Source organism: Rhizobium sp. CBN3, from assembly GCF_030518245.1.
Taxonomy (GTDB): Bacteria; Pseudomonadota; Alphaproteobacteria; order Rhizobiales; family Rhizobiaceae; genus Rhizobium; species Rhizobium aethiopicum_A.
In genome coordinates, this window is the sequence record NZ_JAULSE010000014.1 from 80,264 (window position 1) to 92,534 (window position 12,271).

General features: G+C 60.1%; 15 protein-coding genes and 4 tRNA genes. 13 read left to right on the top strand and 6 right to left on the bottom strand.

Translation table 11 applies throughout. The features are described from left to right. Positions 1 to 95: 95 nt before the first annotated feature. Positions 96 to 1,227, top strand: a protein-coding gene (prfB, locus tag QWJ46_RS20915) for a peptide chain release factor 2 (RefSeq protein ID WP_164517776.1) whose coding sequence is annotated in 2 segments (ribosomal slippage) — positions 96 to 164 and positions 166 to 1,227 — 1,131 coding nt in all. Because the reading frame shifts where the segments join, the coding sequence is not laid out codon by codon here. 50 nt (positions 1,228 to 1,277) lie between these two features. Here prfB and QWJ46_RS20920 read toward each other — a convergent pair. The 3 genes from QWJ46_RS20920 to QWJ46_RS20930 are packed head-to-tail and all read right to left on the bottom strand — an operon-like array spanning position 1,278 to position 3,611. Then, entirely contained in the window at positions 1,278 to 2,297 is a 1,020-nt protein-coding gene (locus QWJ46_RS20920) for a dienelactone hydrolase (RefSeq protein WP_302753660.1), read from the bottom strand. Between the two features lie 32 nt (positions 2,298 to 2,329). Next, complete coding sequence (locus tag QWJ46_RS20925; protein ID WP_302753504.1) at positions 2,330 to 2,833, bottom strand: hypothetical protein; 504 nt, start codon at positions 2,831 to 2,833, stop codon at positions 2,330 to 2,332. 4 nt (positions 2,834 to 2,837) lie between these two features. Further along, positions 2,838 to 3,611, bottom strand: coding sequence for an NAD kinase (locus tag QWJ46_RS20930; protein WP_011424966.1), 774 nt, complete (start codon positions 3,609 to 3,611; stop codon positions 2,838 to 2,840). Positions 3,612 to 3,768: 157 nt separating this feature from the next. Between QWJ46_RS20930 and QWJ46_RS20935 the strand changes: the two genes are divergently transcribed. Beyond that, positions 3,769 to 3,844, top strand: a tRNA-Thr gene (locus QWJ46_RS20935). 132 nt (positions 3,845 to 3,976) lie between these two features. Beyond that, a complete protein-coding gene (locus tag QWJ46_RS20940; RefSeq protein ID WP_302753661.1) occupies positions 3,977 to 4,387 on the top strand; it encodes a hypothetical protein in 411 nt (136 codons plus the stop codon). 55 nt (positions 4,388 to 4,442) lie between these two features. Here the strand turns inward: QWJ46_RS20940 and QWJ46_RS20945 are convergent, their stop codons facing one another. The 3 genes from QWJ46_RS20945 to rlmB all read right to left on the bottom strand — a co-directional run bounded on the left by QWJ46_RS20945 (position 4,443) and on the right by rlmB (position 6,373). Then, positions 4,443 to 4,601 carry a hypothetical protein gene (locus QWJ46_RS20945; RefSeq protein ID WP_184452888.1) on the bottom strand — a complete coding sequence of 53 codons (159 nt, stop codon included), beginning with the start codon at positions 4,599 to 4,601 and terminating at the stop codon, positions 4,443 to 4,445. A 125-nt stretch (positions 4,602 to 4,726) separates the two neighbouring features. Then, entirely contained in the window at positions 4,727 to 5,419 is a 693-nt protein-coding gene (locus tag QWJ46_RS20950; RefSeq protein WP_184452886.1) for an AprI/Inh family metalloprotease inhibitor, read from the bottom strand. A gap of 63 nt (positions 5,420 to 5,482) precedes the next feature. Further along, on the bottom strand, positions 5,483 to 6,373 hold the full coding sequence (gene rlmB / locus QWJ46_RS20955) for a 23S rRNA (guanosine(2251)-2'-O)-methyltransferase RlmB (protein WP_184452884.1): 891 nt from the start codon (positions 6,371 to 6,373) through the stop codon (positions 5,483 to 5,485). A 203-nt stretch (positions 6,374 to 6,576) separates the two neighbouring features. Here rlmB and QWJ46_RS20960 point away from each other — a divergent pair. The 10 genes from QWJ46_RS20960 (at position 6,577) to rplA (ending at position 12,178) form a co-directional block, all read left to right on the top strand. Continuing rightward, positions 6,577 to 6,661, top strand: a tRNA-Tyr gene (locus QWJ46_RS20960). Positions 6,662 to 6,685: 24 nt separating this feature from the next. Further along, positions 6,686 to 6,759 (top strand) — tRNA-Gly (locus tag QWJ46_RS20965). A gap of 339 nt (positions 6,760 to 7,098) precedes the next feature. Continuing rightward, positions 7,099 to 8,274 (top strand): elongation factor Tu, encoded by a 1,176-nt coding sequence (gene tuf / locus QWJ46_RS20970; RefSeq protein WP_184452874.1) that lies wholly within the window; start codon positions 7,099 to 7,101, stop codon positions 8,272 to 8,274. 202 nt (positions 8,275 to 8,476) lie between these two features. After that, positions 8,477 to 8,611 (top strand): hypothetical protein, encoded by a 135-nt coding sequence (locus QWJ46_RS20975; protein WP_257784632.1) that lies wholly within the window; start codon positions 8,477 to 8,479, stop codon positions 8,609 to 8,611. 174 nt (positions 8,612 to 8,785) lie between these two features. Continuing rightward, complete coding sequence (locus QWJ46_RS20980) at positions 8,786 to 9,679, top strand: NAD(P)-dependent oxidoreductase (RefSeq protein ID WP_184452882.1); 894 nt, start codon at positions 8,786 to 8,788, stop codon at positions 9,677 to 9,679. A gap of 166 nt (positions 9,680 to 9,845) precedes the next feature. Further along, positions 9,846 to 9,921: transfer RNA gene (locus QWJ46_RS20985), tRNA-Trp, on the top strand. 193 nt (positions 9,922 to 10,114) lie between these two features. Continuing rightward, positions 10,115 to 10,315 carry a preprotein translocase subunit SecE gene (gene secE / locus QWJ46_RS20990; RefSeq protein WP_003547514.1) on the top strand — a complete coding sequence of 67 codons (201 nt, stop codon included), beginning with the start codon at positions 10,115 to 10,117 and terminating at the stop codon, positions 10,313 to 10,315. A gap of 17 nt (positions 10,316 to 10,332) precedes the next feature. Next, entirely contained in the window at positions 10,333 to 10,863 is a 531-nt protein-coding gene (gene nusG / locus QWJ46_RS20995) for a transcription termination/antitermination protein NusG (RefSeq protein WP_007791989.1), read from the top strand. Between the two features lie 177 nt (positions 10,864 to 11,040). Beyond that, positions 11,041 to 11,472 carry a 50S ribosomal protein L11 gene (gene rplK / locus QWJ46_RS21000; RefSeq protein WP_003547518.1) on the top strand — a complete coding sequence of 144 codons (432 nt, stop codon included), beginning with the start codon at positions 11,041 to 11,043 and terminating at the stop codon, positions 11,470 to 11,472. Positions 11,473 to 11,476: 4 nt separating this feature from the next. Beyond that, entirely contained in the window at positions 11,477 to 12,178 is a 702-nt protein-coding gene (gene rplA, locus QWJ46_RS21005) for a 50S ribosomal protein L1 (RefSeq protein WP_184452880.1), read from the top strand. The last annotated feature ends 93 nt before the right edge of the window (positions 12,179 to 12,271 follow it).

Sequence of the window (12,271 nt, forward strand, 5' to 3'; positions counted from 1 at the left end):
TCCAATTTTGGAAGCCCGCCCCGGCTCTTTACATCCGCGGCGGGCGTCTCTATGTCACCAGCACTTGAAGAAGACCGTTACAGAGAAGCAGGGAAATGCGAGCCGAAATCGAAAACGTAGTCGATGAAACCAAGCAGGCTATCACCCTGCTGAGGAGGCATCTTTGACTGGGACCAGGCGATAAGACGACTGGACTGGTTGAACAACAAGGCAGAGGATCCGAACCTCTGGAATGACGCTGCCGAAGCTCAGAAGCTGATGCGCGAGCGCCAGCAGCTCGATGACGGCGTTAGCGGCGTCCGGCAGCTGGAACAGCAGCTGAAAGACAATGTCGAGCTGGTCGAGCTTGGCGAGGAAGAAGGCGACGAAGGTGTCGTCAAGGAAGCCGAGGATGCCTTGAAGGCACTGAAGGCCGAGGCCGCGCGCCGGCAGGTGGAGGCGATGCTCTCCGGCGAGGCCGACAGCAACGACACCTATCTCGAAGTCCATTCCGGCGCCGGCGGCACCGAGAGCCAGGACTGGGCGAACATGCTGTTGCGCATGTACACCCGCTGGGCGGAACGCCAGCGCTTCAAGGTCGAGCTTCTCGAAGTCCATGACGGCGAAGAGGCGGGCATCAAGTCCGCGACCCTGCTCGTCAAGGGCCATAATGCCTATGGCTGGCTGAAGACGGAATCGGGCGTGCATCGTCTGGTGCGCATTTCCCCCTACGACAGCAATGCGCGCCGCCATACGTCCTTCTCGTCGATCTGGGTCTATCCGGTCGTCGACGATTCGATCAATATCGACATCAACGAAAGCGATTGCCGCATCGACACCTATCGTTCGTCGGGCGCCGGCGGCCAGCACGTCAACACGACGGACTCGGCCGTGCGCATCACCCATATCCCGACCGGGATCGTGGTGGCCTGTCAGCAGGAACGTTCGCAGCACAAGAACCGCGCCAAGGCCTGGGAAATGCTGCGTGCCCGTATGTACGAAGCAGAGTTGAAGAAGCGCGAGGAGGCCGCGAGCGCCGAAGCCGCTTCCAAGACGGATATCGGCTGGGGTCACCAGATCCGCTCCTACGTGCTGCAACCCTACCAGCTGGTCAAGGACCTGCGCACCGGCGTTGCCAGCACCGCTCCAGACGATGTGCTCGACGGCGATCTGAACGAATTCATGGAAGCGGCCCTTGCGCACCGCATCAGCGGCGCCGCCGATGCGGTCGTCGAGGATGTCGACTGACAGTCAGCATCGTGGAAATCAGAAAGCCCTGGAGACGGGGCTTTCTTTGTTCAGCCTATCGCGCTGGCGTCGCCGTCATGAAACAGCGCTGCCGATAGAGCGGCAATCTCGTCATGAACCGCCCCGCGTTCGATGCCCGGCGGATCGGTGAAGAGCTCGGCGGCAAAGGCAAGGCCGAGCCCCGTGCCCTCCGGCACAAAGATATAATGCCCGAGGCCGCCGCCGAAGATTTTCAGGGCGCTGCCGGTCAGCCGCTCATGCAGCCAGGAAGAACATTCCTCGGCTGGCGCCGCCTTGTCGGCATCGCCGACAAGGATAAGAGCGGGTGCCTCGACAGTTTTCAGGCTTTCTTCGCTGAAACCGAGAATGGAACGACCTGGTGCGCACAGGAGCGCCGCCGTGATCCGGTCGTCCCGGTAGCATTGCGACATGCGGGACCAAGACTCGCGAAACACCTCGCTGGTGCGGAGCAATGACGGGATATGATCGGCAAGGTCGGGAAATTCCCTTGGGCCGCGTGGACCACCCGGCTTCAGCCTTGACGGTTCGAACTGCGAGAACTGGGTGACTGCGCCGAGAAGCAGCATGACGCTATAGGCTCCGGCCGAGAACCCGGCCGCGAATACACGGTCCGGATCGATCCGACCGGCAAGATCGCCAAGCCAGTCGTGTCGGCGGTCGAGCATCAAGCTCAGATCCGGCGCCCGTTCCCAGAGAGAGGCAAAACCTTCAGCGCGATAATCCTCACTGCCGGTATTGCCGTGATGGTCGACGCCGAGCGCTGCAAATCCGCGATTGACCAGGCGTCGCGCCAGCCATTCCAGTCCGGCCGCAGAACCGCCGGTGCCGTGTGACAGCAGGACGAGGGGATAAGGCCTGTCTGAAGGCCGAATCGGTGCATCGCGAGCGACCGCCGCCTTCCGAAACCAGCTTCTCTCCTGGATTTCGAATTCCAGCGCGTTATCGGCAGCCGGATACCATAGCGACCAGCGGACTGGCCTTGGGCCGGCTGCATCCCAATCCGGTCTCCGGTCGTCATAGAGGACGCCCTCGCGAAAGCCGAGTTTCATCTGCGTCGCCTGCGCGAACAGGGTCTCGCTGCTCAATTGGTCGCTTTCTCGATGGTGATGTCGCCCAGTTCGTCGATCAGCACGGTCCAGCCGTCCGGCTCGGCCGCCGGATCAGTCTTCAGATAGATCGTGGCGAAGAGGCCGGGTTGCTTGATGATGCCGCTCGAGTTTTCCGGACGGATATCGGTCACGTAAGGCTTCAGGTCGCTGATCTCCTGCAGCTCGATGGTTGAGGCAATCATCGGACCGGTCTCGGTCTGGGCAATCTGCTGAAGATAGACTTTCGACGTCCTGTCCGGCTGACGCACGGCAAAGAGCTTATAGTAACCATGGCGCTTTTCCTGGGTGTCGGAAACGCTTTCGGCCTTGGTGGGCGCCCGCTCGACATCAGGCGCGTTGCCGTCGTCCTCCCAGTAGCCGGTGCTGGTCGCAAAAATGACAGAAGCCGGCAGGATGACGTCCTGCGTGGGAGCGGCGATCGCGGCCGAGCATCCGACGAGGAAAATCGTGGCCATCAATGTCAGGCGCATTGCCATCATCTCAATCCTTGAACTGCTCGGCGAGAATGCGGTCGGACCAGGAGCGGTCCGGATCGGAGAGGATACGCGCCGTCATATGCTCCGACTGGGCGATGCGGACATGCAGCACCGATTTGACTTCCGTATTGTCTGCCACCGCATTCACCGGCCGCTTCACCGGCTCGAGCACGTCGATATCGACAGTCACCTTGTTCGGAAGCAGGGCGCCCCTCCAGCGCCGCGGTCTGAAAGCGCTGACCGGCGTCATGGCGAGCAGCGGCGCCTCGAGCGGCAGGATGGGGCCATGGGCGGAAAGATTATAGGCCGTCGATCCGGCTGGGGTGGCCACCATCAGCCCGTCGCAGATCAGCTCCTCCAGACGCACGCGCCCGTCGACCACGACCCTCAGGTTGGCGGCCTGATAAGACTGGCGGAAAAGATAGACTTCGTTGATGGCGAGCGCTGTCGAATTGGTACCGTCGGCATTGGCCGTCGTCATCTTCAACGGACGGAAGGCGTTTTCGACGGCGACGCAGATACGCTCTTGAAGCCGTTCCGTGCTGTAATCATTCATCAGAAAGCCGACCGAGCCGCGATTCATGCCGTAGACCAGCTTGCCCGAGTTCATGGTGCTGTGCAGCGTCTGCAGCATGAAGCCATCGCCACCCAGCGCGACGATGACATCAGCCTTGTCCTGCGGCACGTCGCCATAGATGCGAATCAGCTCTTCGCGCGCTGCGAGCGCCTCCATCGTCGGCGAGGCGATAAAGGAAAGCGTCTGGAATGAACGGCCCATGCAATGCCCTTTGTGAAGCTGCTCTAGCTAAAGGATAAATGGCAGTTGCTACAAGGCCGTTTTGCACGACAAGGCGTTTTGGATACACGCCGACTTGTCCGCGCCGGCACGGATTTTTCTTTACAGGATCGCAGAATCTGTTAGTTGGGCAGCTATTGCCCTTGTAGCTCAGTTGGTAGAGCACCTGATTTGTAATCAGGGGGTCGCGGGTTCGAACCCTGCCGGGGGCACCAGCCTGCGCTCTGTAGGCTCGCTCGGCGAGCCGAAGAGCGCGGCCAAGCAAAGGCCGTCGCGCCGTAGTTCCGTTGGGAACAAGGCGGACTGGTTCCGATAATGCTCCGGCGCTTTTCCTTGATGAACCCTATCTGAAGGACTGCTTCAGCAGCAATTCAGCCGTGGTGGCGCAGTGTCTCCTCATCGTCAATGAGGAAGCAGCCATGAAGTTCGCGCATATTTTCCTGACCGCAGCCATTTCTCTCGGTGCGGCCTTTGCTGCCGTTGCGCCCGCCGCCGCCATGTCTGTCGACCGGCCGCCGCTATCCGTGCGAAGCGACGTCGTCGAGATTCATGACAGCTGGCGACGCGACCGCTGGCGTGACGATCGTGACTGGCGTGACGACCGTGACTGGCGGAGTGATCGTGATTGGCGGGATGGCCGCGATTGGCGCCGGTCCGAATGGCGCTATGAACGCCGCCATTGGCGGCCGTGGCGCTGGGAAGAGCGTCGCGAGTGGCGCCAATTTGATCGCGACATGCCGCGGTTCTATCGCAGCTGAGGATAGTCGTTCGGTTGGGGATTAACGCGCAATCGCCGTCCGCGTTTCTCTCGACCTATTGCACCGGCCCCGGCGTCGCGGGGCCGGGCGCCGTCGGCGACAGGGGGTCGGGCTGGTGGACGGGATGCGACGTGTCCACCCAGATGATGCTGAGGATGATTCCCACAAAGACCGCGATGAAGAGGATACCGAAAATCAGCGGTCGAATGGCCATGATGGGAATCGCTCCTTCTTGCTTGTGACCGGTCGTTACGGATCGGTCGCCGCCAGATCATAATGCTCCAGAAGGTCATTCCAAGGCAAAAAGTGGATTTCTCCGGATCGAGCCCTGCGCCGCGATCAGTGGCGCACGAGCGAAAGCGGCTTGCCGCCTTCTTCGCTGGACTTATCGAAATTGCCGTCGGGGCGCATGTCGAAGCTGAGCGACGAGCCATCATGGCTCATCAGCGTCAGCCCGAAACCTTCGATATTCCAGACGGCGAGCTTGAGCCCGGCGACATTGGCGGCGCAGTCTCGGGAAAGCGATAAGGGTGCATGGCCGTCCGTATCGACGGTGCCGTCGAGTGTCACGCTGCAGAGATTTTCGCCGCCCGGTCTTTGCATCGTCCATGTCCCGGCAAGGCTCCTGAAGGTCGGCAGGCGATCGACACTTTCGGGTGCCGAGATCAGCAGGAGCGGTATTTCGTCTTCCGTCTTCATCGGCGAACCCTCGTTCTCGACGAAACGGGCGATGACCTTGCGCATCGCATCGATCAGAATGAGACCGCCATTGCCGTCGAAATTCCAGGCATAGGACTCGGCAAGCGCCGGCAGCGGCTTAGTGCAGGACTCCTGGCCGGAAAGCGAATAGCCGCCGATCGCTGTACCGGTTTCAAGCGTCATCCGGCATCCCGCGCGGCCGTCTTGCGGGGCAAAGAGATAAGTCCCGGCCTGCGCTTTGAGAATATCGGCATCGATCTCCTGTCCCCGGGCCAGGCCACAGGCAAGGAGGGCTGCTGCCGCAGCCGCGAGCCGGACGACGAAACGGATCATGACACTTCCCCCTTGGCGTGATGACTGCGGTCGTTTGAATTGAGCTGGTCGCCTGTTGCCCGCTTATGGCTTCAGATAGAGCCGCGCCGCGTAGAGCGCGATTGCCGCTGCATTCGAGACGTTCAGCGATTTGATCGCGCCGGGCATGTCGAGGCGGGCAAGCGCGTTGACGGTTTCGCGCGTCTTCTGCCTGAGCCCCTTGCCCTCCGAGCCGAGCACCAGCGCCACCTTGTCACCTGAGAAGGTGCCTTCGAGCGGCGCCGGCCCTTCCGAATCGAGGCCGATGGTGGAGAAGCCGAGCTTGTGCAATTCGCCGAGCGCGTCGGCGAGGTTGGTGATCTGTATATAAGGTATCAGTTCCAGCGCGCCGGAGGCGGATTTGGCGAGCACACCTGACTCGGTCGGGCTATGTCTCTGGGTGGTGATAACGGCGCCGGCATTGAAGGCGACGGCCGAGCGCATGATCGCGCCGACATTGTGCGGATCGGTGACCTGGTCGAGCACGAGCAGGAGAGGGCTGTCCTTCAGCGCTTCGAGCCGGCGCACCGGTAGCGGCCGCGTTTCCAGCATGACGCCCTGATGGATCGCCTCGGGACCGAGCACCTTGTCGATCTCGTGCGGCGAGACGATTTCGAAGGGAATGCCGAGCGTCTCGACGTCGATTTCCAGACGCGTGAGCGCATTCTGCGTCGTAAACAGCTTGATCTTCTTGCGCTCCGGATTGTCGAGGGCGGCGCGCACCGTATGCAGGCCGTAGAGATATACCTGGTCGGGCGCGAGCGCCGGCGGCTTCCAGTCCTCAGCCCCACGCCGGCGCTTCTGTGGCTGGGGTGTCGGGATCTCGCCGCGTTCGCGCTTGGCGTCGCGGTGCGCGCGCCTCAGATTGGCGTAGTGCGTATCCTTGGCGGATGGGTCTGTCGCGGCCTTGCCGCCGGATTTATTGTCTTTGCTCATGCGGCTTTATAGCCATGGCGTTCGCTGCCGCATAGGCTTTCTTTCATGTGCCGGCTTTCGGCGGCGAATGAAATTTTTCGTGTTTTTTCCATTGTCATCGTGTTGACAGACGGAAATGCTCCGGTCATATACGCGGCGCAGACGACGGGCGGCAACGCTTCGAAGTCTGACGAACTTGGTCTTCAAGATCCGGACGAAAAACTGGAGAGATGCCCGAGTGGTTAAAGGGGACGGACTGTAAATCCGTTGGCTCAGCCTACGTTGGTTCAAATCCAACTCTCTCCACCATTCGTCATCGGATCTGACCATCCCGCGGGTATAGCTCAATGGTAGAGCAGCAGCCTTCCAAGCTGAATACGCGGGTTCGATTCCCGCTACCCGCTCCAGTCTTCCTTAAAGCCGGTTGATGCGATCGCAGTCGCGATCGTCGCGTGCGCTGTTTCCAGCCGTGGCGGGGACGCCGACCGCTGTTGCCGCAGGCGAGGGATGTCAATACCGGCGGCCGCGGTTATCCTTGGCGATCCGTGCGATTTTCTCTGAGATTCCAGCGATTTTTGGAGGGGCCGCGGCGAATCGCCTTGCAGGCGGCGAATTGTCTCCCATATGCGCTGTCACGCCAAGATTAGCGTCTGCAATTAAGTCTTGCGCAATTTCGCCGAAAGCCTTAAACGGCGGCACTAAACCGGTTCGCCGGGGCCACCATTTCGTTCACAGGAAGCATTCAAATGGCAAAGAGTAAGTTTGAGCGCAACAAGCCGCACGTCAACATTGGCACGATCGGCCACGTTGACCACGGCAAGACGTCTCTGACGGCAGCGATCACGAAGTACTTCGGTGAGTTCAAGGCGTACGATCAGATCGACGCGGCTCCGGAAGAGAAGGCGCGCGGCATCACGATCTCGACGGCGCACGTCGAGTATGAGACGCCGAACCGCCACTACGCGCACGTCGACTGCCCCGGCCACGCCGACTACGTCAAGAACATGATCACCGGTGCGGCGCAGATGGACGGCGCGATCCTGGTTTGCTCGGCTGCTGACGGCCCGATGCCGCAGACGCGCGAACACATCCTGCTCGCCCGCCAGGTCGGCGTTCCGGCGATCGTTGTGTTCCTGAACAAGGTCGACCAGGTTGACGACGCCGAGCTTCTCGAGCTGGTTGAGCTCGAAGTTCGCGAACTTCTGTCGTCCTACGACTTCCCGGGCGACGACATTCCGGTCGTCAAGGGTTCGGCGCTTGCTGCTCTTGAAGATTCCGACAAGAAGATCGGCGAAGACGCCATCCGCGAACTGATGGCAGCGGTCGACGCCTACATCCCGACGCCTGAGCGTCCGGTTGACCAGCCGTTCCTGATGCCGATCGAAGACGTGTTCTCGATCTCGGGCCGTGGTACGGTCGTGACCGGCCGCGTCGAGCGTGGCATCGTCAAGGTCGGTGAAGAAGTCGAGATCGTCGGCATCCGTCCGACCTCGAAGACGACGGTGACCGGCGTTGAAATGTTCCGCAAGCTGCTCGACCAGGGCCAGGCCGGCGACAACATCGGCGCGCTGATCCGCGGTGTGAACCGTGACGGCGTCGAGCGTGGTCAGATCCTGTGCAAGCCGGGCTCGGTCAAGCCGCACAAGAAGTTCAAGGCAGAAGCCTACATCCTGACGAAGGAAGAGGGCGGCCGTCATACGCCGTTCTTCACCAACTACCGTCCGCAGTTCTACTTCCGCACGACGGACGTGACCGGCATCGTGACGCTGCCGGAAGGCACGGAAATGGTCATGCCGGGCGACAACGTCACGGTTGACGTCGAGCTGATCGTTCCGATCGCGATGGAAGAAAAGCTGCGCTTCGCTATCCGCGAAGGCGGCCGCACCGTCGGCGCCGGTATCGTTGCTTCGATCGTCGAGTAACCTTTCAGGTTATCCACAATCAGGAAAACCCCGCTGGAAACAGCGGGGTTTTTCGTTTTTGATGCATCTAAGCCGTTTAACAGGTGTTGTAAAAATATCGTTAAGAATGCCCGTCACAGTATTTTGTTCATCTCACGTTCAGAAAGCAGTTGTGATTGGCTCATTTTAGTCCAGACTCCTCATTGTAAAGAGGAGAGTCGGGATGATTCCAAAGGCCACATTCGTTGCGACGATATTCGCGATGTATGTTTTCACGATGTTTTTCATCGCTGCGATTCCGCAAGAGGTTGTTCAATCGGCCGGAGTGCAGATCAATGAGGTAAGCGTCGTCAAGTGACGAGCTTTCCAGTTCATCGCACGGGGCTGCGGTGACAGGGCAATAATGGCCAGGTACTCCCGGATAGGGTGCTCCTGGCGCGGCGGGGTGAAACCCCTCGCAAGACGCTCGCTTGCTCTTCGCGCGGAAGCGTCTAACTATGCCTCCGGTTTTTATGATGCGGAGGACTTTTCCATGAAAAAGCGGATTCTGTTCACAGGCGGTTCCGGCAAGGCAGGTCGCCATGCCGTGCCATGGCTCGTCAATGCAGGGTATGAGGTTCACAACCTCGATCTCGTGCCTCTGGATAGCCCCGGCGTCACCAATCTCATCGCCGACATCACCGATAGCGGCCAGGTCTTCAACGCGCTGTCGATGCATCGCGATTTTCCCGATCTGGACGCGGGCAGGGGCGTTCAGCCCTTTGATGCGGTCGTGCATTTCGCCGCGATTCCGCGCATCCTGATCAAGCCGGACAACGAGACCTTCCGCATCAACGTGATGGGCACTTACAATGTCATCGAGGCGGCGGTGAAGCTCGGCATTCGGAAGATCATCGTCGCGTCGAGCGAAACGACTTACGGCGTCTGTTTCGCCGAAGGGCATCGCGACTTCCACCAGTTCCCGCTGGAGGAAGATTACGACGTCAATCCGATGGATTCCTACGGCCTTTCCAAGGTCGTCAACGAAAAGACGGCGCGCGCCTTTGCCGAACGGTCGGGTTTCGACATCTATGCGTTGCGCATCGGCAACGTTATCGAGCCTCATGAATATGAGAGGTTCCCGACCTATTTTGCCCATCCCGAGATGCGCAAGCGCATCACTTGGAGCTATATCGACGCTCGCGACCTCGGGCAGATCTGCCATCTCTGCATCGAGAAGGACGGGCTTGGCTACGAGGTCTTCAACGCCGCTAACGACACGGTTTCGGCCAATACGCCGTCGATGGAGCTGGCGAAGCGATTCTTCCCGAATGTGCCCTTCACCCGCGAGATCGGTGAATATGAGGGGCTGCTTTCCAACCGCAAGATTCGCGAGGTGTTGGGCTTCAAGGAAGAACACGACTGGCGGAAATATGTGAAGGTCTGAATGCTCTCCGGTTACGCGATCGAAAAGCGGACGCTCGCAAATGAGCAGAAGGCTTTGAAAATCGAAAATCGTGCTTGCCAATCCGCTGCCGCCGTCTTAAAGGGAGCGCCATGCATTTCGGCAGCGATTTGCGGGTCTTGGCCCGGGCGCTGAAGGACAGGCATGAAGGGGTATAGCTCAGTTGGTAGAGCGGCGGTCTCCAAAACCGCAGGTCGGGGGTTCGAGCCCCTCTGCCCCTGCCATCTTCCCTGATACGGACAGCGCGGCGTTGCTCGCGGCGTTCCGGCTGGGGATTGATCGGTGGCAACTAATTTCGTTAAACTTCGGTTTCCCTCTTGTGCATTCGGAAATCGGTGTTTATTTAGGGTTCAACAGACACGCGGTGCGTGGGGCTGATAGTTTCAGCTTTACGCGCCGTAATTGCGTGGGCAGTCGATGGCATCCAAATCCAATCCGTTTGCGTTTCTGCAGCAGGTTCGCTCCGAGACGTCCAAGGTCACATGGCCGTCGCGCCGCGAGACGATGATCTCGACGGTCATGGTGCTGGTGATGGTGGTTTTTGCCGCGCTGTTTTTCTTTGCCGCTGACCAGCTGATCGGCTGGGCCCTGAGCTTCGTGCTCAATACCGGCAACTGATACGGGTGGAGATGAAAATGGCGGCACGTTGGTACATCGTCCACGCGTACTCGAATTTTGAAAAGAAGGTGGCTGAAGACATCGAGAACAAGGCTCGCCAGAAGGGGCTTGAGCACCTGTTCGAGAAGATTCTTGTGCCGACCGAAAAGGTTGTGGAAGTGCGTCGCGGCCGCAAGGTCGACAGCGAGCGCAAGTTCTTCCCGGGCTATGTCCTGGTCCGCGCCAATCTGACGGACGAGGCTTACCACCTGATCAAGAATACGCCGAAGGTGACGGGTTTCCTCGGCTCCGACAATAAGCCCGTTCCGATTCCGGATTATGAAGCCGAGCGCATTCTCGGCCAGGTTCAGGAGGGCGTCGAGCGGCCGAAGGCGTCTGTTACCTTCGAGATTGGCGAGCAGGTCCGCGTTTCCGACGGTCCTTTCGCCTCGTTCAACGGCACGGTTCAGGACGTGGACGAAGAGCGTTCGCGTCTGAAGGTGGAAGTGTCGATCTTCGGCCGCGCTACGCCGGTCGAGCTGGAATATGCGCAGGTCGAGAAGGTCTGATCGCAAGAGATAGGAAGCTGGTCCTTGTGGCCCGCTTCTTGCGGACTTTATCCGCATCCGCGTGGAAGGTGAGGGGTCTTAGCCGGACCTTAATGATCCGCACCACGCAACCGCAGCCGCCGGAGAAATCCGGCATCACGGGCCGGGCGACCGGCCGTTCATGAAAGGCAGAGAGATATGGCTAAGAAAGTTGCAGGCCAGCTCAAGCTTCAGGTCAAGGCAGGATCGGCGAACCCGTCCCCGCCGATCGGCCCGGCGCTTGGCCAGCGTGGCATTAACATCATGGAATTCTGCAAGGCGTTCAACGCCGCCACGCAGGAAATGGAAAAGGGTATGCCGATTCCGGTCGTCATCACCTATTATCAGGACAAGTCCTTCACCTTCGCGATGAAGCAGCCGCCGGTCAGCTACTGGCTGAAGAAGGAAGCGAAGATCACGTCCGGTTCCAAGACGCCCGGCAAGGGCGCCAAGGCCGGCTCCCTCACCAAGGCTCAGATCAAGTCGATCGCAGAAGCCAAGATGAAGGATCTGAACGCAGCGGATATCGAAGGTGCAATGGCGATGATCGAGGGCTCTGCCCGCGCCATGGGCCTGGAAGTGGTGGGTTAAGATCATGGCTGGTAAGCGCACGCAGAAGATCAACGAAGGTGTTGATCCCACCAAGCTCTACGCTCTCTCCCTGGCCATCGGGATGGTTAAGGAACGGGCTGTCGCCAAGTTCGACGAAACCATCGAAGTCTCGATGAACCTCGGCGTTGACCCGCGCCATGCGGACCAGATGGTTCGCGGCGTCGTCAACCTGCCTAACGGCACCGGCCGTACGGTCCGCGTTGCCGTTTTCGCGCGCGGCGCCAAGGCTGATGAAGCCAAGGCTGCCGGTGCCGATATCGTCGGCGCTGAAGATCTCGTCGAAATTGTCCAGGGCGGCAAGATCGAATTCGATCGCTGCATCGCCACCCCCGACATGATGCCGCTCGTCGGCCGTCTCGGTAAGGTTCTTGGGCCCCGCGGCATGATGCCGAACCCGAAGGTTGGCACCGTCACCATGGACGTCGCCGGAGCCGTCAAGGCGTCCAAGGGCGGCGCCGTCGAGTTCCGCGTCGAAAAGGCTGGCATCGTTCACGCCGGTATCGGCAAGGCTTCTTTCGACGCCAAGGCTCTGGAAGAAAATATCCGCGCCTTTGCCGACGCCGTCATCAAGGCGAAGCCGGCGGGCGCCAAGGGCAACTACGTCAAGCGCGTGGCGATTTCCTCGACCATGGGCCCGGGCGTCAAGATCGAAGTCGGCTCGGTCACCGCAGCTCCGACTGCATAAGTCGATTGCTGGGCTTCGGCCCGGTCACTGAATTTCCGGCCTCGCAAGGGGCCGGAATATTCCGGAGAAATCCGGAATCCTGTCCGAGATTGC

What these genes read in the sequence shown, in the direction of transcription:
- QWJ46_RS20920 (WP_302753660.1), bottom strand. Translation starts at nt 2,297, where the DNA reads ATGAAACTCGGCTTTCGCGAGGGCGTCCTCTATGACGACCGGAGACCG.
- QWJ46_RS20925 (WP_302753504.1), bottom strand. Translation starts at nt 2,833, where the DNA reads ATGGCAATGCGCCTGACATTGATGGCCACGATTTTCCTCGTCGGATGC.
- QWJ46_RS20930 (WP_011424966.1), bottom strand. Translation starts at nt 3,611, where the DNA reads ATGGGCCGTTCATTCCAGACGCTTTCCTTTATCGCCTCGCCGACGATG.
- QWJ46_RS20945 (WP_184452888.1), bottom strand. Translation starts at nt 4,601, where the DNA reads ATGGCCATTCGACCGCTGATTTTCGGTATCCTCTTCATCGCGGTCTTT.
- QWJ46_RS20950 (WP_184452886.1), bottom strand. Translation starts at nt 5,419, where the DNA reads ATGATCCGTTTCGTCGTCCGGCTCGCGGCTGCGGCAGCAGCCCTCCTT.
- rlmB (WP_184452884.1), bottom strand. Translation starts at nt 6,373, where the DNA reads ATGAGCAAAGACAATAAATCCGGCGGCAAGGCCGCGACAGACCCATCC.
- tuf (WP_184452874.1), top strand. Translation starts at nt 7,099, where the DNA reads ATGGCAAAGAGTAAGTTTGAGCGCAACAAGCCGCACGTCAACATTGGC.
- QWJ46_RS20975 (WP_257784632.1), top strand. Translation starts at nt 8,477, where the DNA reads ATGATTCCAAAGGCCACATTCGTTGCGACGATATTCGCGATGTATGTT.
- QWJ46_RS20980 (WP_184452882.1), top strand. Translation starts at nt 8,786, where the DNA reads ATGAAAAAGCGGATTCTGTTCACAGGCGGTTCCGGCAAGGCAGGTCGC.
- secE (WP_003547514.1), top strand. Translation starts at nt 10,115, where the DNA reads ATGGCATCCAAATCCAATCCGTTTGCGTTTCTGCAGCAGGTTCGCTCC.
- nusG (WP_007791989.1), top strand. Translation starts at nt 10,333, where the DNA reads ATGGCGGCACGTTGGTACATCGTCCACGCGTACTCGAATTTTGAAAAG.
- rplK (WP_003547518.1), top strand. Translation starts at nt 11,041, where the DNA reads ATGGCTAAGAAAGTTGCAGGCCAGCTCAAGCTTCAGGTCAAGGCAGGA.
- rplA (WP_184452880.1), top strand. Translation starts at nt 11,477, where the DNA reads ATGGCTGGTAAGCGCACGCAGAAGATCAACGAAGGTGTTGATCCCACC.